The 17,913-nt window shown below is 51.6% G+C and carries 15 protein-coding genes; 13 read left to right on the plus strand and 2 right to left on the minus strand.

What is annotated here, in order from left to right; translation table 11 throughout:
* The first annotated feature begins 14 nt into the window (after positions 1–14).
* Positions 15–1,475 (plus strand): serine hydrolase domain-containing protein, encoded by a 1,461-nt coding sequence (locus D7M11_RS04625; protein ID WP_120745993.1) that lies wholly within the window; start codon positions 15–17, stop codon positions 1,473–1,475.
* 113 nt (positions 1,476–1,588) lie between these two features.
* On the opposite strand, the gene D7M11_RS04635 is transcribed toward D7M11_RS04625, so the two are convergent.
* Complete coding sequence (locus D7M11_RS04635) at positions 1,589–2,281, minus strand: DedA family protein (protein ID WP_120745994.1); 693 nt, start codon at positions 2,279–2,281, stop codon at positions 1,589–1,591.
* A gap of 233 nt (positions 2,282–2,514) precedes the next feature.
* Here D7M11_RS04635 and D7M11_RS04640 point away from each other — a divergent pair, with 233 nt between their 5' ends.
* The 9 genes from D7M11_RS04640 (at position 2,515) to D7M11_RS04685 (ending at position 12,275) form a co-directional block, all read left to right on the plus strand.
* Entirely contained in the window at positions 2,515–3,558 is a 1,044-nt protein-coding gene (locus D7M11_RS04640; RefSeq protein ID WP_120745995.1) for a GNAT family N-acetyltransferase, read from the plus strand.
* Between the two features lie 415 nt (positions 3,559–3,973).
* Positions 3,974–5,941 (plus strand): right-handed parallel beta-helix repeat-containing protein, encoded by a 1,968-nt coding sequence (locus tag D7M11_RS04650; RefSeq protein WP_120745997.1) that lies wholly within the window; start codon positions 3,974–3,976, stop codon positions 5,939–5,941.
* A gap of 231 nt (positions 5,942–6,172) precedes the next feature.
* Complete coding sequence (locus D7M11_RS37225) at positions 6,173–6,928, plus strand: DUF4253 domain-containing protein (RefSeq protein ID WP_240040952.1); 756 nt, start codon at positions 6,173–6,175, stop codon at positions 6,926–6,928.
* A gap of 33 nt (positions 6,929–6,961) precedes the next feature.
* Positions 6,962–7,921 carry a formylglycine-generating enzyme family protein gene (locus tag D7M11_RS04660; RefSeq protein ID WP_120745998.1) on the plus strand — a complete coding sequence of 320 codons (960 nt, stop codon included), beginning with the start codon at positions 6,962–6,964 and terminating at the stop codon, positions 7,919–7,921.
* A 236-nt stretch (positions 7,922–8,157) separates the two neighbouring features.
* Positions 8,158–8,556, plus strand: coding sequence for a hypothetical protein (locus tag D7M11_RS04665; protein WP_147433392.1), 399 nt, complete (start codon positions 8,158–8,160; stop codon positions 8,554–8,556).
* 272 nt (positions 8,557–8,828) lie between these two features.
* Complete coding sequence (locus D7M11_RS04670; RefSeq protein WP_147433393.1) at positions 8,829–10,919, plus strand: extracellular solute-binding protein; 2,091 nt, start codon at positions 8,829–8,831, stop codon at positions 10,917–10,919.
* Between the two features lie 60 nt (positions 10,920–10,979).
* Positions 10,980–11,291, plus strand: a complete 312-nt coding sequence (locus D7M11_RS04675; protein ID WP_120746001.1) for a hypothetical protein — start codon at positions 10,980–10,982, stop codon at positions 11,289–11,291.
* A gap of 41 nt (positions 11,292–11,332) precedes the next feature.
* Positions 11,333–11,731 (plus strand): hypothetical protein, encoded by a 399-nt coding sequence (locus D7M11_RS04680; RefSeq protein ID WP_147433394.1) that lies wholly within the window; start codon positions 11,333–11,335, stop codon positions 11,729–11,731.
* Between the two features lie 49 nt (positions 11,732–11,780).
* The gene (locus tag D7M11_RS04685) at positions 11,781–12,275 is read left to right on the plus strand and encodes an extracellular solute-binding protein (RefSeq protein ID WP_120746003.1); all 495 of its coding nucleotides are present in this window, start codon (positions 11,781–11,783) and stop codon (positions 12,273–12,275) included.
* Here the strand turns inward: D7M11_RS04685 and D7M11_RS04690 are convergent.
* Positions 12,261–13,388, minus strand: coding sequence for an RNA-guided endonuclease TnpB family protein (locus D7M11_RS04690; RefSeq protein WP_120746004.1), 1,128 nt, complete (start codon positions 13,386–13,388; stop codon positions 12,261–12,263). The two genes, D7M11_RS04685 and D7M11_RS04690, sit on opposite strands and share 15 nt — an antisense overlap.
* Before the next feature lie 210 nt (positions 13,389–13,598).
* Here D7M11_RS04690 and D7M11_RS04695 point away from each other — a divergent pair, with 210 nt between their 5' ends.
* The 3 genes from D7M11_RS04695 (at position 13,599) to D7M11_RS04705 (ending at position 17,820) form a co-directional block, all read left to right on the plus strand.
* Complete coding sequence (locus tag D7M11_RS04695; RefSeq protein ID WP_120746005.1) at positions 13,599–14,510, plus strand: extracellular solute-binding protein; 912 nt, start codon at positions 13,599–13,601, stop codon at positions 14,508–14,510.
* A gap of 125 nt (positions 14,511–14,635) precedes the next feature.
* Positions 14,636–15,349, plus strand: coding sequence for a DNA alkylation repair protein (locus tag D7M11_RS04700; RefSeq protein WP_120746006.1), 714 nt, complete (start codon positions 14,636–14,638; stop codon positions 15,347–15,349).
* 293 nt (positions 15,350–15,642) lie between these two features.
* Positions 15,643–17,820: a family 20 glycosylhydrolase gene (locus D7M11_RS04705; protein WP_120746007.1), complete on the plus strand. Its 2,178-nt coding sequence runs from the start codon at positions 15,643–15,645 to the stop codon at positions 17,818–17,820.
* Positions 17,821–17,913 lie beyond the last annotated feature (93 nt).

The following is a 17,913-nucleotide window of genomic DNA, read 5'->3' on the forward strand; positions in this document are numbered from 1 at the left end:
GAAGGAGTGCTAGGATGCCGAAAACGCAAAAAACAATTTATATCTCGATTTGCTGCTTGCTGCTTTTAGGGTCCGTTTGGGCGAAGTCCGTTTCCGCCGCGGAAGTCCGAGACCGTGCGGAAGTCTGGCGGGACATCGACGCATACATGAATCGGAGCATGGAGGTCAATCACATTGAGGGAGCGTCTCTGGCGATTACCGATAACGAAGGTGTCTTCTACACTAAAGGATACGGTACTTACGCAGGCGGACAAAACATAACGGGTGACACACCTTTTCCCATTGCCTCGTTAAGCAAATCCTTTACCGCTTTAGCCGTACTGCAGTTGGCGGATAAAGGGCAGATTGATCTAGATGCGGCTTACACATCCTATTTTACCGAACTTTCGCCGCGAGACCCCCGTGTGTATGACATGACGGTCCGCCATTTATTGAATCAGACAAGCGGTCTGACTGACAAAACAAATCCCGATATGACAAGGGCTCCGCAATTCCAATCCCTGCATGAGGCGAGCCTGTTGTTAAACGAAGTTCAGCTTGCCCATAATCCCGGAACAACCTACAGCTACCATAATCCCAATTACGTGCTGCTCGCGAACCTCGTGGAAAGCGTCAGCGGAGAGCGCTTTTCGGATTACCTGGATCATCATGTTTTTAAGCCGTTGGGCATGAACCATACCTACAGTGTAGATACGACGCAGCAAATCAATGAGAATGAGGCTGTTCCGCAGGGACATTACTTGATTCTGGGGCGTTCCGTAAGCAGCTCAGAGCCGCTTTGGTTTGTGGATGGTCCCGCTGGCATCGTTTCAACGGCGGAAGACATGTCTCGATGGATGCTTGCCCAATACCGCAGCCGCCTCCTTTCTCCAGCCATGATGAAGCAATATCATACAGCCGGAGCCATCGGTCCGTACGGCATGGGCTGGAATGCAAACCAAGACGAATCGGGCGGCCGAACGATTTCCCATAGCGGTATTTTCTGGACGTACAAGTCGGAAGAAAGGGTTTATTTGGACGAGCAGCTGGGAATCACGGTGATATTTAATACCGGTTTAAACGCTTTTGTGAATTATTCGGCTTTTATCGATGGAATCACGGATATGATGAGGGGGGAAAAGGTCGAAACCTCTTTTCTGAACGGCCGAAACATGGAAACGATCATGGTTGTGCTGATCCTCGCTACACTTCTCTGGGGCGTGTATGCTTATATTCGCATTCGTCGGAGGAACAAACGCCTAACGATCGTTAAATTGATTCTGCTATCGGTCGGAAAGCTGATCCCGGTCCTTATTCTCTTGTCCCTCCCTCAATGGATGACATTTATTGGTGGAGGACGTGTGCTCCCTTGGTTCGGTATATGGACTACACTGTCATCACCAATGATCTGGCTTGTTGTATGGTCGATTGTTAGTATCGCGCATTTGGCTTGCTATTTTTACGTCTATGTTCGGAATACAAACCCAATCCACTGAGGCCAGCTTATGGCTTCTCCCAGCACTAAGGAGGACATGGTAAAGACAACCGGCCATTCGGATGATGTAAAGATTAACCTTACAGGCTAGGAGCAGCTGTTTTTCATGCGATTTCAGCGGGAATGGGCTTGGACGACTTGTTCCTGCCCCGTCAACCGCTCAGACTCTGCCAATTCCGTTTTAGCAGGCGGCGCTTTCTCCAGTTCGGCTTTATTTGCCAGCCGCGACCGGCGCATTTTGAAGAATAGAACCAGAGCCAGCGCGACGACCAGAATCGCCACCGCTATCCGCGAATAAACCGAGATCAGGTGAAGCAACTGCTCCAGCTGCGCTCCGAACAGCCGGCCGATCGATACATAGAAGATAACCCACACCAAGGCGCCGACATGATTAAACAACAGGAATGTGCGGAAACGGATGTTGAGCACGCCCGACATATAACCCGTAAAATGACGGAAGCCCGGAATGAAATAGCTGACCAGCAATATTTTGCTGCCGTATTTGCCGAACCAGTCGGCCAGCTTGGCAAACCGCTGCTTGTTCAGCAATATATATTTGCCGTATTTCTCAAAAAACGGCGTACCGAGTTTACGGCCCAACGCGTACGTAATGGTCGTGCCGAGCGTCGCGCCGGAAAAAGCGTACATCATATCGAGCCAATAGTTCGATTTGCCGAAAAACGCCATATGACCGGCAATCGCCATGGCCAGTTCGCCGGGGAACGGCAGCGCCAGCGACTCCGTAAATAATCCGAAAAACAACAACACATATCCGTACTGCTCAAACAGCTCATTCATCCATTCCATATATTCCAGCTCCTCGGCGGCGATTGATGAGATTTATGACCTAGTCTTAAGTCTTCCTCATCAGTATAACCCGCCGCCTTGCCGTCAAAGAACGGACCCGGGAACAGTATTTCCCAAGACAATAGTCGGGGTACCGCATCCGTAAAAGAGACTCAATCATACCGTGATGAAATGGGACGGCTGTATGTTCATTATGGCCGGAGTCAATTTCTGGCTGAAAGGATAAACCGCTTATGTTACGATTTATCGCTTATGAACCAAGCATGCAAGCAGAATGGGATAAGCTGGCGCTTGCGAAGGGCACCGTCTTTCATACGACGGCATTCCGCGACGTGCTGCTGCGGGCGTACGGCTACACCTGCGGCTACCATGCCGCCATCGATGAGGCCGGACGCATTCATGCGCTCGTGCCGCTCGTCATCGGGCGTAACCTCGGCTTGAAGAAGGCAGGCGTGTCGCTGCCATTCGTCAACTACGTGGACGTTTGTGCGGACAGCGATGACGCGTTTCATTTCGCCGTCGCCGCCACGGCTGGCCTCAAGGACAAGCTGAAGCTCGCTTATGTGCAATTGCGGCTAAAGGAGCAGCAGGTGAGCGATCCGCAGTGGCACGCGAGTCTGCAAAACTTTACTTTCGTTCTCCCACTCGCGGACGACGAGGAGCAGGTGCTGGCACTTTCCTCTAGCAGCAACCGTAACCATACTCGTAAAGTATACAAGAACGACTGGTTCGACGTTTCGTTCGACCATAGCCATCTGGAAGCGTTTCACCGCGTGTATGTGAAGCGAATGAAGCAGTTGGGGTCGCCGGCGGAGCCGTTGCATTTTTTTCGGTTGTTTTTCGAGTGTTTGCCGGACAACAGCACGCTGCTTACGGTGCTGGACAAAGAGACGCGAGAGGTGATCGGCGGCATGCTGCTGCTGACAAGCCCGAGCAACGAGACGCTGTACTACCCGTATGGGGGGACCCTGATACAGTACAACAACAAGTACTTGAATAACTTCATGTACTGGGAGGCGGTCCGCTTCGGTATCCGCAGCAGCATGAAGTATTTGGACCTTGGCCGTTCCCCGGCGGGCTCTAGCCACTATCAATCCAAGGAGAAGTGGGGCGCGAAGCCGCAGCAATTGACCTATCTCGTTTACAACGGGGGAGCGGCTGAGCAGGGTCCGCCCGATCAGGAGAGTTTCAGCTTCTTTATCGAACTGTGGAAAAAGACACCAAGCATCGTGACTGACAAAGTCGGCGGCGTGCTGATTAAATACATTCTGCCGTAAACGAATGCAGTCCCGGGATGCTGTAATGGACCGCCCCATACCGAAACGGGACACTCGCAAGCGAAAGATGTCCGCTTACTTGATTGTTGCTGCCGGTAATTGCGACTATACTTGGGAGCAAAAGGAGGTGAAGCCGGTCGTTGGATCAAAGATCGTCACGGCTGGTCCCGGCTTGCTGCCAGCGCCTGTATGCGGAAGAGGCGTCCTCGGCTTTTCTGACACAGGGAGTAGGACCGGTTGGTAGAGTCGCTGACTTCTCCGCGATCATCTCGACAGGCAAGCCGTCCGCAGCAGGTTCATCGCAGATTTGGCTTGTGCAAGAATTTGTAAGCGATTACATTTTGAATGGAGCTACATCCCGACGACCCGAGCGTGGCGGGCTATTGGAAAAACAAAAAAGCGAGGAGAGTTAAGCATGGATTCACAACCTAATGCGAGCGAAAGAGGCGGATATGGCAAGAAGCTAAGCCGCAGAAAGCTGATCGCTTCCTTTGGCCTAATCGGCGCCACTTTTGCGACCGGCGGATTGATGCGAACTTATGCCAGCCCGGGCAACGAAGAGCCGACCGGCCGAAAAGACGGTGATGCGGAGATTCGCGATGGAATGGACCGGAAAATACCGTTCGTCTCGCCTAACAACCCCTACTTAGTCGAAACGATTGCGCAGTTGCGCGCACTCTCGGGAATGAGCAGCGGGAATACCGCGGTCCTCTTCACTACGGGCCGTGCCGGCTTATTCCGTTGGACATCGCTAAATAAAAGCGGCGAAGTGGCTAATGATCCGCAGATGGGGATTTATGCCCCCTCGAATGCGGATCCGACAGGATCAAGCGGGTGTTGGGTTAGAGAGCGGTCTACAAACATCATTAAACCGGAATGGTTTGGGGCAATCTGGGACGGAACGACAGACGACACCTCTTCAATCCAACATGCCGTCAACTTTGCCGAACCCGATGCCACGATTGTTTACAGTCCCGGCGATGTCAGGGTGGACGGGAGTATTACGCTCAGCAAGCCCGCGAAGCATATCGCTATGGGAACATGCTTCAGGAGAACATCCCTGAACAATACGGACAACTTTTTTCATGGTCAACATATTACCGGCGTTATTGAAATGAAAGGAGCGCGATTTTATGGGTCGGTCGACCGAACCAAGCCCGGTTTTTTAGCCTCTGCGGCTTGTATACGTTTCGACGGTTGCAGCGATGTGAGAATCTATGAGGTATACGCAAGAGGAGGGGCGAGCGGCATACAAGCGTATACATGCAGCGCATTGACCGTAGTTGACACGGAAGTGACCGGGAATGTGCTTACCGGCGTTAGCGGCATAAGCAATAACGTATCCATCAAAAGAATCAAAAGTCACAAAAATGGATATGTAGCCACGGGTCTTACCCATGAAGTGTATTTTTTGAACAGTAGCAACGGGTCGATCACGGATAGCGAAATCGGCGATCCCGTTGATCCTTCGTCATCGACACTCGTTGTTCGTTACGATCAACCGCAAGATGACGGCGGAGCATTTTCCGAGGTTTCCAATTGGTCCGTTCTTGGATGTACATTTTACGGAGGCGTAGGAGTCAGATTCAACTCCATTGCCAGTACCGTTGCCACCAGGAAACCGGTTAAAGGTATAAAATTTTTCCATAATGAGTGCTCCGGCGGCGCCGGACTGCGAATCGACGAGCCGGAACGATGCGTCAGCGCCAATAATGTGATGGATTTTTTAACGGTTGCGGGGGCGGCTCAATATCCGGGATACGCCATCAGTTTCGTCAGCCAAAACGATCGTGTCAAGCGCGTCAACGAGAATGTTTTGACCGCTCTGCGGCTTGTTGCCATTAATAGCGTGCGATTCGAGAACATCACCGTGGATAACGGTACCGAGCCGGCTTTTAACGTAATAACCGGATACGGCGGCATTGCGGCATGCAGTATCGTGAATCCGATCATCGAAGGAACGGGAGTTCCGTTCGACAGCGGATTTCTGACGCGTTATCGTGTTAACCGGGACGTCAAGGTACTTTCAGCGACAGGTCTTAAGCAGTTTAACCGGGAGGACATCGTCCTCGAAACGTCCGCGACCTATACGCCCGATAATAATAAAGCCGGCGCAGCGCCGTTTTATTTGGCCCTGTCCGATCCTGCCGGCACTAGCATTCAAGCTCCTTCCGTCGCGACAGAAGGCATGGCTTTGGAGATGGTGCTGCGAAATACGGGCGGAACGGGGATGACCGTCTCTTTCGACTCCGTGTATAAATTGACGGCGCTTACCACTTCCATTCTGGGAAGCAGTTCCTTGCATCAGTTTATGTATCTAAAATTCATGTACATCCAGGGAGCCTGGAGACAATTGGGCGAAGGAGCGTGGACGCAAGCCTGATTCTCGTCAGGAACTTGACCGAACGGCACGCGACATGTCCAAAACAGAACTTTAACAGTCCGGCCACAGCCGTGTGTACGCCTTTTCCGAAAAAGGACGAACATACGGCTTCTTCTATGTATTTGGGATAGCAGTCGCGAAATTGGGAGGATGGAACGATGCGCACGTGAGTCGTGCAACATTACAATAAAAGGATAACAACTAACGCAGTATGCAGAGGAGGGAAATGATGTGGAACCGCTTGATACCCTGCTGTCGCCGTATGGATGCCAGCGTATCACAACGGAGCAGTTGCCCTTGCCAGGGAGCGAACAAGCTGCTGATCGGCAATTGCTTGTTCTGCCGAGCGACAACATCCTAGAGATGATGGACGAGGCGATGGAAGAAGGAATGCCGTTTGTTGCCTGCGTTGCGATGAAATTGGAGCAGGCCCAGCAGATGACGAAGCTCGATGCGTTTAGCAGTATTGTTCATTCGTTTCTTAACGCCCTTGATGAGATGCCGCGCGAGAAAGAAACGTATGCCACCTTTGAAGCCGTCTATGCGGCCTATGTCTCGGTGTGGGACGGGCATGAGATGCTGGAGGAGCAGTGGAGCGAGACGTCTTATACGCATCCGGACATTGATTTGTCGTGGATCGCGGATCGGGAGGAAGACGGGCTTCTGCTTTTGACGCTGCCTGCGGGTGAATCGCAGTATGCGCCGCTGATCGTGCCGATGGGCGGCTTTAATGAATGCCCCCAGCCTTTGGAACAAGCTGTGCTGTTCCGGCATTGGCAGGAAGAATACGGGATGGTTCCGCTTGTGGTCACCCAGGATACTTGGGTCGTTCGTGTCAGCGAACGCCCTGCGACGGATGCTGCGGCACTGCAGCTCGCGAAGGAGCATTTCCTGTTTTGCCAATATGTGCTGGAGACCTTTGATTCAATCGGACAATATGCATCCTATCTGCGCCGCCACGATATATGGATGTTTTGGTGGGATTGAAGCGGCTATCCGGACCGGAAAGGGAGGACTAAGATGATGGAGAATTTGTATCGGCAAGCATACGAGGCGTTGACGGAGCAGCAGCGAAACGAATTGCTGGAATCGTTGGCTGCGGGACGCACAGGTCTCATGTTTAAACGTTTGGAATCGTTTGAACGTTTCGGTATGCGGACCGAAACGGCCGTTTACGAGCTGGATGGAGCCGAGTTTGTTTTTGTTCCGGGAGATACGGTTACACTGGGATGGGAGTCGTTTGCGGACGGGCTTGACGTAGATACGCTAGCAGACTTGGATCAGGTGATGGAGGAGTATGACATTCCGGATCTCGCGTCGTTTCTCCAGAGCATGATGTCGCCTGTACGAACGGTAACAGTCGAGCCTATGCTGGTGGAACGGAAGTTGCATGAAATCGGTTGGCACCTGGTCGATCCGGATAGCGAAGTGATGGTGACGCGACGCCAAGATATTGAGGCGTTTGAGGCTTCCCCGAACAGGATATCCATTACAAACAAACGGCTGCGGCTGACCCGATCAAGCTCAGGAACCGTCGTCGAGGAGTACAAGCCAATTGCATACGCCGATCTCATTGTAACGCTGCAGGAACAAGGCTGCTCGCTCCCAACGGAGGATGAGTGGGAGTATCTGTGCGGCGGCGGCGCTCGCACGTTATGGCGATGGGGAGACAGCTTTCCGTATGACACGCATATTCGTTATTTCGAAGATCCGGCGCTGAAAGGAACGCCCTATGACATGGAACAGCCCAACCAGTTCGGCCTCCATATTGCCTATGATCCATACAAATATGAGGTTGTTGACGCTCCATGCCTGTTAAAAGGAGCCGACGGAGGCAGTTTTATTTGTGGAGGAACGGGTATTGCAATGGGGTATATGCCAGTCGCGACCTATTTTCGCTCGCCGAATGACATGATGGACAACTACAAAGCGGATATCGGCGGAGACTATACGTGTTACCGAAAAGTGATTCGGCTGTAGGTTCCAACTAGAGGCCCAGCTTCAAAGAGTACGGGGCGGGGGCTAAACATCAACACCTCCGCTTCCGTCGCGATCACAAATAACAACTTTTTCAACATCAAGTCCAACAGTCTTCGTTTCAATCAATCGAATTATTGTCTGTTTGCCGGCAATGTAATCGATGAGTGCGGGGATACCCCGAACAGCTCGGACGTGCTGATCACGGGGGCTCCAGCTATAACAGCTTGCAGGGCAATATGATTCGGAACAGGCTGAAGCAAGCCGGGACCGTGAAGTCGGGAACGACAAGCTCCATCGCCTTGGCAGACTCGGCTTCCGCAACCACCGGCGAATACAATAACATGCTTGTCTACATAACGGGCGGAACGGGATACGGCCAAAAGCGGAAAATCTCCTCTTATGACGGCACGTTAAAAGTGGCGAGTGTCTCCACAAGTTGGGCGGTCATTCCGGATGCGACCTCGGTGTACGAGGTCCGATACGGCTCGGCCAATGGAATCGCCGTTTTTGCCGCAACGGAGCTTTACAACCTGATTCAAAACAATGAACTTATTTTCGGCACACCTCTTTATAATTCCAACGGGATTAGCGACCACGGGACAGCCACGTCTATGGCCAATAATTTATCCTTTTAAGGAAGCGATCCGCAAGAGTTAAATAATGCGGCAGTTTAGGACTTTCTTTTCAGTCCAGGACTGCCGCTATTGCATTTTTCCATCTATTTCCTCGAGAGCGGTTGCTTGGTACAATCGAACTAGATCCGTGGTGCCAAAGTGAATCGACGGCCTATTTGCATGTTCAGAAATTCTCAGAACCCATTCGTCCCGAGCGGATAAAAATTTATAAAAAACTTGTGTCTTTTTTCCATCCTGAACTGTCTAACATAGCTGGGAGGTGCTACCGGTCCGTGAATTGGCACGATAATGACCTACTACTGGAGCATTATGATCGCATCAAACGGTATATTGCCTACAAAGCCGGGATCGATCAAGCGGAGGATTTGACGCAGCAGGTGTTTCTCAAGGCCAATCAGTCGCTGAACTCGTTTCAGAACAAGTCGAGTTTGTACACATGGCTGTATTCCATTGCCTCCAACCTCATGATAAACGATGCAAAGAGGGCGTATCGCACCAAAGAAATGCCGGTAGGTCAAGAGACAACCTTTTCGCGATTTATAACGACTGACTTCACGAAGGAGGTGGATTTCAAAATTGATCTCGGTACTTCCTTCAACAAACTGGATCTGCTCGATCAGGAAATTCTCACCTTGCGTTATATTGCCGACTACTCCTTTCGCGACATCGCCAAGCTGTTGAAATTAAATGAAAGCATGATCAAAAACAGGATGTACCGCTGCCTGGGGAAAATGAGACATGACCTGGAAAACTGGCACATCGCAGCGCCCTTCAATCCTAAACAGTATATTCATATGGTCAATATGCTGGAGACTGGGCAAAGCGGTCCGGAATTCCAGAAGGTGACCGACGATTTCACGTCCATTTTGCGTCAAAACTTCCGGCGCATTACATCAGCTTTAAATTTCAATCCGCACACCAAAATAGCGTATGAAATTTATCCCGATCGAGAGTCGATATTCCCGGGAGCTTATCCCCCTAATCAATCATTCATCGGAAGCTTTCGCCAGTTGAACGTTGTGAAGATCGTTTCACCTTTGAATCCGGGTCCGCGCTTTAATTATCACGGTATCGTCCGGCATTCGTTGGCTCTGTATAGTAATGCGTTAGCCAAGCAATTGAACCCGCAAATACCTACGTTTCTTCTACATGGGATAGGACAGTATCTCGGGCAAATATGGTCCCGTGAGCAAGTACGAAGTCGGGTAACCTCCATTTATCGACAACGTGAACTCCCTTCGATTACCTACTTGCGGGTAATTGACACGACAATTAAGTTTTCACAGATTGGAGGCCGCGAATTAAGTTACACCTTGATTGATTTTATCGTGACTCGATATAGCTGGGACGCCCTCCAACGCTTGCTTCGAGACCTGGGCAACCTCGAATCCATCTTCGGGCGCACACCGAGCCAGTTTGAGGCGGAGTGGAAGATGTTCTTGATGGAACAGTATATGGATGATGCACATGACTCATCAGGAGCTGTAATAACCCGGGAACAGCCAAGTCCGAAAGAAGGCTCTTTGACGATCCTTGTACCCGACAATGACGATGGCTTAACCAGGTACAGACTAGCCACGTTCTTCGAATGTGCACAGACTTTCGAATCCGCCAATCCAGGGATAGAGGTTACCATTGCTACAATGACAATATCCGATTTCCAGGGGGCCAAATTTTTGGAACGAATAAGCGGCCCCGACGCCGTAGACCTCGTCTTTTGGCCTTATGATACCGCAATCAGCAGACTGGGCCTGTTTGCCGATCTGCTTCCCTTTTATAAGGAAGATGGAATAACTCCTGACGACTTATTCAAATCGCTAACCGATATGATGACAGAGAACGGACAATTAACAGGGATCCCGATGTCTCCTCAACCGCTGGCCGTATTTTACAACCGAGATTGGTTCAACAGGGCGAATCTGCCCGAGCCGACGGAGGAGTGGACATGGGAACAATTTTTCGCCATGTCGGTCCATTTGAAAGAGGCAAACGCCGCACAGGGGAAGGAGATTTACGGTAGCGTAGTTCCGATCATCCCAGATTTATTTGAATCCTTTGCCCAAATCAACGGCGGCAGCACGCTGTCCCCCGACAATAGCCGCTTTACCGGATTTTTGGATAGCCGGCCTGTCATCGAAGCGTTCGCCTTGTTGCGGAAGGAGATGGACAACCAAGATGTCGTCAAAAAGGTGCGCAGTGGGACTGGTGCAATCTTTAGAGAAATGGCCTCCGGCCATGTGGGAATGGGCGTCGGGAGAATCGGAAACTATTTGCTTTTTACCCGTAACCCGAAGCTCAGAGAAAGGATCGGAGTCGCTCCGCTACCCCGCCTGGCGAGCGGAGTTCGGGCCAATGCGATATGAATCCAAGCTGCTCTGTCCATCGTCGCAGCTTCCAAACAGCAACAACTGGCCTGGAGGTTCATGAGGGATATTGTCCTTAATCCGGAAAGCCAATTCCAAGTGGATTGGTCCAAACAGGAAACACTAACCTCCCGTTCTTCCATTCACAAGCTTAAACTGAACGACGAGCCGGGTTGGAAGGTATTCACAGACGAATTGAATCATGCCGTCAAGCCAGTCATTTACCGCAACCCCAATATCAAAATGGCCGCTCCAGCAAAAAATATGTGGAACCATCTTGTTTCTCTGGGCTCGGAAGCGGAAGTACAGATGGAACTGGCGCGATTAGCTTCCGAGCTTGATGGATGGTTGGATGAGAACAATTGGTACTAATGAAGTGGGGGACATTATTCTTTATGGGGGGGATAGGCCGAGTGAAAAAAATCAATATGGCTATATGGGGGGCAGGGTTGCTTCTTCTCGGTTTTTGTTTATTCGCCGCCGCGACCAGCAAATCGGGCTTTGCCGGCGCCGCTCTTGCCTTTGCCTCAACCCTTAGCGTAACCGCATCGTTTCTGCTGAACCTGTCAGGGCTCAAGCGGAACATGACTAACAGGCGTATATGGATGTTTGTTATCGGCTTTTTTTTCACTGTAATCAATACGTTTGTTTACATGTACTTCTTGATCGCCGGAATGACCCAAGTAGGTGAATACAGTAACAATATGGGACTGCTTCTATTTGTATTTGCATTGATCCTACCTGCCGTTCTTGCTTTTATATTTGCCGTTAGGGGAGGACTACCGAGCACGAAGGACAGGATAGGGAAATAGAGGTGTAGGGTCGTTCTTTTGAAATGAATCATTGGGGGGAGTGGAACGAATGAAAAAAACGGCTGCGATCTTTATGTTATGCGCTGCTTTATTATCCGGGTGCTCAGGGGCGAACGACAAGAAGACGGACAGCAATAAGACCGTGAATGCAGACGAAACGAAAAACCAGGAGTTAGTGCTTGTGATGCCGGAGAATACGGCGGCTTCCGTAAAATACCGAATTAATACGTTTCAAAAGTATGCCACACAATTTGAAGCGGAAAATCCAGGCGTTCATATCACTATTGAAAAGCTCTCCGGGCAAAGCTACCAGAGAGATTTGAACGCGCGATTGAAGGAAGGCAAGCAGACGGATCTTATATTCGCCCCGTTTTATCCGCTCATGACTGAAGCGGGAATGTATGCCGATTTACTCTCCTTTTGTGACATGCTCCCACCACTTATAGAAGTGGGGGCTTCCCAGGACTTACCTGCAATCGCAGTTATCCTTACTGGGCTATCCCCGCCAGTCCGGCGGTTCTCTCTTCCTCTAAGTAAGGCCTAACATTCTCAATCCTTCGGCCCTTATGTTCCCGGCTGCATTCGCATCCCTTAGGTGGATACGGCCGCAGCCCTCGCACACCCAGACGCGTTCCTTCAGCGTGAGTAGCTTGTTGATCTTGTTACAGGCTCCGCAGCGTTTGCTGGAGGGAAACCATTTGTCGATTCGAACCAGACGCTTTCCCCGATCGGCCAGTTTATAGCCCAGGAACGTTCTGAACAGGCCATTGCCGTTATCCATCGTTGCTTTTCCGAGCGATAACGATTGCGACATGGCTTTCATATTCAGATCTTCCACGACGATGGCCTCCCAGGTTTCGGCTAGCTGTTTGCTTACTTTATGCAGGAAGTCTTTCCGCTGATTGGCTACTTTCTCATGGAGTCGCGCGATCCGAAGCTTTTGTTTGTGCCAGTTGGAGCCACCCGTTTTTCTTCGGGAGAGCACTCGCTGTTCCTTCCTCAGCCGAATCTCCATCTTGCGGAGGTACTTCGGATAGTCCGCAGATGTATTCGTATGGTCGATATAGAGGGACTTTGAGCTATAGTCCAAACCGAGTACCTTGTCAGAATGGGGGAAGATCGGTTTTTCTTCGGTCTCATAATGAGTCAGGATCGAGATATGGTATTTCCCGCTAGAACTGCGGCTGATCGTGGCCGACTTAATGGTATGGCTTTCCGGAATGTGGCGGTGGAGCTTGATTCGGATCTCGCCGAGCTTCGGAATCCGGACATGTTTGCCACCCGCTTCCAGGCGTATGGTCCCCTTCTGATTGTTGGTTGTGTAGCTCTGCACCGGATTTTTCCGGCTCTTGAACTTCGGGTATCCGGTACGCTTATCTCGGAAAAAATGCCGGAAAGCCGACTTCAGGTTCAGCTCCGCATTGCATAAGGCAAGGCTGTCTACTTCGCGAAGCCAGGGGAACTCCGTCTTGAACGCTGCCGGTGTCCGAAACTTTTGCCGCTTCGGTCGCTCGGCATCCGTTTGATCCCATTCGGACGGGGTCTTACGTTCCGCCAACATCTGATTGTAGAGAAACCGGACACAGCCAAATGTTTTACGAATCATCGTCTCTTGCTCCGATGTAGGATAGATGCGGAACCGATAAGCCTTATTCATGCACTCCCCCCCCATAACCAGATTATACCACAAGAAAGGGAATGCATGTTCCCATTTTTGATAACAAAGAACATTACGAAGAGCACCGATTCATCCCCCAACTACACGCTCACTACGTGAGTAGGGTAGTTTAAAGGTCGGGGAATTCTCGGTTTTTAAGTTAAAACGGATCGAACAGATATCAATGACCTGTACGAATCTCTCACCAAAATGGCAACGACGACCAAAGGGAATCTGATTGGCATCCCGATGTCGCCGGCACCGCTAGGCGTATATTATAACAAGGAGTTCGATAAGGCGGGAATCAGCTATCCTGGCGGCGATTGGACCTGGGAGCAATCCTTCGACCTGTCCATCAAGCTCAAAGCTGCCAATGCTGTGGCTAATAAAGAGGTTTTCGGTAGCGCGATACCGTTCGAACTCACGTTTATAGAGTCGCTGGTGCAAAGCAGCGGCGGCAGTATCTTATCGCCGGACAACAGCAAGGTCAGCGGTTATTTGGACAGTCGTTCGATCGCGGATGCTTTTGCGCTGCTGGCTCATCATAAGAAAACGAATAACTCGATTAAGGTCGTGGAAAACATGGGAAATCCCACTTTATACGAAATGTGGGATGGCAATGTAGGGATGAGCATAGCGCCATACGGCATGTATTCTTTTTTAGAGCAAACCAACCGGGCAACAGCCGGAAAAACAGCAGTCGCACCGTTGCCGCGTCTGGAAAAAGGAAAAAAAGTAAACAGCGTGAGCATGCAAACCTTGTCTATCGCAGCGATTTCGAAACAACAGGAGCTGGCTTGGAAGTTTATCAAGGATGTTATTCTGAATGCGGACAGCGGGTTTCATAAAGATTGGTCGCGTCAGGAATTGTTAACGTCCAAGTCTGCCGTTCAGAAGCTCAGTCAGGCTGCCGATCCTGTAATCAAGGTATTTCTCGAAGAGCTGAATTATGGGATTACGCCGTCTGCCTATCGAAATCCTTACTTGCCTACGTTTATGACCAAGCAAATCATCACGAGCGCGCTTGATGCTCCTTCCAGCGAGGCTATCCAAACCATATTGACAGAGGCGGCCCATACGATCGACCAGCAGTTGGCGCTTGCTGCGCAGCAACAGAAATAATAAGAAAAACGTCCAGCGAAGTACTTCAAGGATGAGCGAATGCCGGTTCGACCGGTGTTCGCTTCTTTTCGTTTTTTCGTATACCATAAGGTTATGAACATTGGGGTTCAAGGAGGATGTGTGAAATGACAGTAACGCTGGAAGAAATCATGACCAAGCTCGAAGACATGGGATCGGAGCAAACGAAAAAGACGTTTATTCGGCATGGGGCGAAAGAGCCTCTGTTCGGAGTGAAGGTCGGGGACATGAAGAAGCTGGTCAAGGACGTCAAGAGGAACCAGGAAGTCGCTCGCGCTTTATACGAAACCGGAAATAGCGACGCCATGTATTTGGCCGGACTTACCGTCGACCCGAAGACGGCGAGCAAGGAAATGCTGCTAAGCTGGGCGAGCGCCGCCAATTGGTATACGCCGGCCGAATACACGGTCGCTTGGGTCGCTGCGGAAAGTCCGTTCGCCGCTGAGCTCGCCGAAGAATGGATACAATCCCCCGAGGAATTGATCGCCGCCTGCGGCTGGAGCACCTATGCGAACTATATATCGATAACGCCTGACGACCGGCTTGACTTGGAGCGCATCGAACAGCTTTTGCGGCAAGTGGCTGCGACGATCCACGAGGAACGGAATCGGGTGCGCTATACGATGAACGGGTTCGTCATTGCGGTTGGCGCCTACGTGGCGCCTCTGCACGAAACCGCGATTGCCGCAGCGGAGCAGATCGGCAGCGTGCAGGTGGATGTCGGGCAGACGGCCTGCAAGGTGCCGCTGGCCACCGAGTACATCCGCAAGGTAGAGGAGCGGGGGACGGTAGGCAAGAAAAAGAAAACGTGCATCTGTTAACGATGCCCGCTTGAAGCGAAACTTCGGCTTAGTTGGCCGAAGTTTTTTTGTTTGAGCGTCTGCGCCCTACATTTCAGGTCAATTCGATTGGGGGGAATTTTGCGTTGCCTGCCTCGCTGGCGAACGTGAAACAGAGTGCATAAAACATGAAGGAATTAGCCATAGCCAAGGAAGGGTCAATTTAATACGATAAGGGCAAGCTTCCTTGCCGCCGGCGGAGACCCGCATGTAGGACGACTGGCGTACGGAGGGAGAAACGAATAGTTACCGATTGAACGGAAGGGAAGGTCATTATGGCAAATACGGTTCCTACCTTAATACCGGCGCCGAAGCAGATGCGCTATCACGGAACTCTCTCGTTGGACAAAAGCCGGACCGTGATCGTGGAAGCGGAGGAGCGGGCGGCTCCCGTGACACAAACGGCCTCGCGCCAACTGACCGCATGGCTGTCAAACAATTGGAGCGGCAAAGTTGCGGCGCCGGACTTTGATGCCAAGGGGCATGCGAATGCTGAAGGGGAACGCACTTACCGGATATGGCTTTCGGAAACGACAGTTGAACGGGAAGCCGCGACTGCCCCGAAAACGGCCGCAGGAACGGAGCTGAGTACCGAATCGGAAAGGTACAGCCTCGTCTCGGGTGATACGGAGATTCGCATAACCGGATCGCCGAGAGGCATTATGCACGGCGTACAGACGTTGATTCAACTGCTTCAGGTTGGGACGTCCCAGGAATTGCTGAGTATGCCTCTTGTGGAGATCGAGGATGAGCCCGATCTTGCGGTGCGGGGAATATTTGCGGAATGCTTCTGGGGCTCCGATATGATGAAGCTGGACGACTGGAAGGCGATGGTCGACGAACTGGTCGCCTTCAAACTGAATACGCTCGTGGTCGGTATATACGGGTGCTGGCCAAATCGCTACCCGACAGATGCCAACAGCAGTTCCGAATTTTTGTTCGCGCCGGTTCTCGATCATGAAGAACTGATGCCGGACAGACAGATCCAGTATTTTGACCCGATATCCAAGCAAACGGCGACCCGGACATACCGGCCGGCTCTATACGAGGATGATGGACTGGGAAAGCTGATCGCTTACGCGGTGGAAAGGGGCATCCGCGTTGCTCCTCAATTCAACGGTCCTGGTCATTCCCTGCTGCTGCCCCGACTGTACCCGGCCATTTCGGCAGTTAATGAGCGGGGGGAGGCGATAGGATCGGGCTATTCGCTGACGCATCCGGACACGTTTCCCATGCTGAAACGGATACTCAAGCGGGTAATCGATCGTTACATGCTGCCTTACGGGCAAACTTGGTTTCATATTGGAATGGATGAAATATCCCGCTGGTGCAAGACGGATTTGCAAAAGCATTCCCCTCGCGAGCTACTGGAGCTTTATCTGGTTGAAATCGGGCGGTATGTGCTCGATAACGGAATGGAAAAGGTGATTGTTTGGCACGATATGGCCGACAGTTTGACCGGATTCGACGAATCGTTCGAGGCGGTTCTGGAGAGAAACGGGCTTGCCGGGAAAGTCGTCATTCAATGGTGGAACTACACCATGCCGGTTTTTCCGGTCAAAGCGGTTCGAGGCGCGGAAGGCTGGGCAGCGCCGAGCACGGGCTGGTTGCCGGGCATGTTTTATCAAGACAATGTGGACAACATTGAAAACATGATCAACGAAGGGGTCGAGCATGCGTTCCGTGGCGCGGTAGCCTATGCTTTGTATTCGCCCAGCTATCGCAGGAATACGGCCTGCCTGGCAGAGAAAAGCTGGAATACGAGGAAAAGGGATATCGCCGATTATGACCGCCAGTATGCCGGCTGGATCGTCACGGACGAGACCGAACGCTGGGCCAAAGGCATGGGCGCGATGCGCAGGCTGTTCGAATATTCGTCCACATTTGTGCTGCTGCTGGAAATCGGCGTATTTTCGGGCAATTCCGATTCTTCCCGCCCCTATCCGGCAAGAATCATCCGAAGCGTTCTGGCAACGGACGGTACGCATAAAGCATTCAGGGTGACGCGCACGCTGGCCCGCAATGCGCTGCTGGCTTTTGAGCGAGGCAGCCCGGCAGCGGGCAAGAAATACGAGCTGGAGGTCATTCGGTTCGAATGCAGGAGGGTTATCGGGCTGATCGATGCACTGCTAGGGCTTGTTGATGCCGTTCGCGCCTATGAACGGATCGCTGGCGGCCCCGTTGCGGGGCGGAGTGGGCTTGGCGCCGTCGGCGAGCGGCTGGAGCAGGATTTGGAAGCGTTCGATGGGCTGCTTGCCGAGATGCAGGCTGTCTTGCCCGCTTACATGGTGTATGTCGGCTGGAGGGAATATAAGTTTCTGCGCGAAGCAATCCGGGCGCAAGCCGAACAGTTGGGACATCTTGCCGGAGACCGGGCCGTTCTAAGCGGCGAGGTCTGCCTCCCGCCCCCCGTTGTTTGGAAGGCGCATTGTCAACAGGACATAAAGAACTAGACTGGGCGTTTTTAATTTAGACTTATGAGGTCAGCCAGATTTTTCTGGTTGACCTCATTGTCGTTACGGAAACTATTTTCTGCTGACAACCAT

It is taken from the genome of Paenibacillus ginsengarvi (genome assembly GCF_003626695.1).
Classification (GTDB): Bacteria; Bacillota; Bacilli; order Paenibacillales; family NBRC-103111; genus Paenibacillus_AB; species Paenibacillus_AB ginsengarvi.

What these genes read in the sequence shown, in the direction of transcription:
- D7M11_RS04625 (WP_120745993.1), top strand. Translation starts at nt 15, where the DNA reads ATGCCGAAAACGCAAAAAACAATTTATATCTCGATTTGCTGCTTGCTG.
- D7M11_RS04635 (WP_120745994.1), bottom strand. Translation starts at nt 2,281, where the DNA reads ATGGAATGGATGAATGAGCTGTTTGAGCAGTACGGATATGTGTTGTTG.
- D7M11_RS04640 (WP_120745995.1), top strand. Translation starts at nt 2,515, where the DNA reads ATGTTACGATTTATCGCTTATGAACCAAGCATGCAAGCAGAATGGGAT.
- D7M11_RS04650 (WP_120745997.1), top strand. Translation starts at nt 3,974, where the DNA reads ATGGATTCACAACCTAATGCGAGCGAAAGAGGCGGATATGGCAAGAAG.
- D7M11_RS04660 (WP_120745998.1), top strand. Translation starts at nt 6,962, where the DNA reads ATGATGGAGAATTTGTATCGGCAAGCATACGAGGCGTTGACGGAGCAG.
- D7M11_RS04665 (WP_147433392.1), top strand. Translation starts at nt 8,158, where the DNA reads ATGATTCGGAACAGGCTGAAGCAAGCCGGGACCGTGAAGTCGGGAACG.
- D7M11_RS04675 (WP_120746001.1), top strand. Translation starts at nt 10,980, where the DNA reads ATGAGGGATATTGTCCTTAATCCGGAAAGCCAATTCCAAGTGGATTGG.
- D7M11_RS04685 (WP_120746003.1), top strand. Translation starts at nt 11,781, where the DNA reads ATGAAAAAAACGGCTGCGATCTTTATGTTATGCGCTGCTTTATTATCC.
- D7M11_RS04690 (WP_120746004.1), bottom strand. Translation starts at nt 13,388, where the DNA reads ATGAATAAGGCTTATCGGTTCCGCATCTATCCTACATCGGAGCAAGAG.
- D7M11_RS04695 (WP_120746005.1), top strand. Translation starts at nt 13,599, where the DNA reads ATGGCAACGACGACCAAAGGGAATCTGATTGGCATCCCGATGTCGCCG.
- D7M11_RS04700 (WP_120746006.1), top strand. Translation starts at nt 14,636, where the DNA reads ATGACAGTAACGCTGGAAGAAATCATGACCAAGCTCGAAGACATGGGA.
- D7M11_RS04705 (WP_120746007.1), top strand. Translation starts at nt 15,643, where the DNA reads ATGGCAAATACGGTTCCTACCTTAATACCGGCGCCGAAGCAGATGCGC.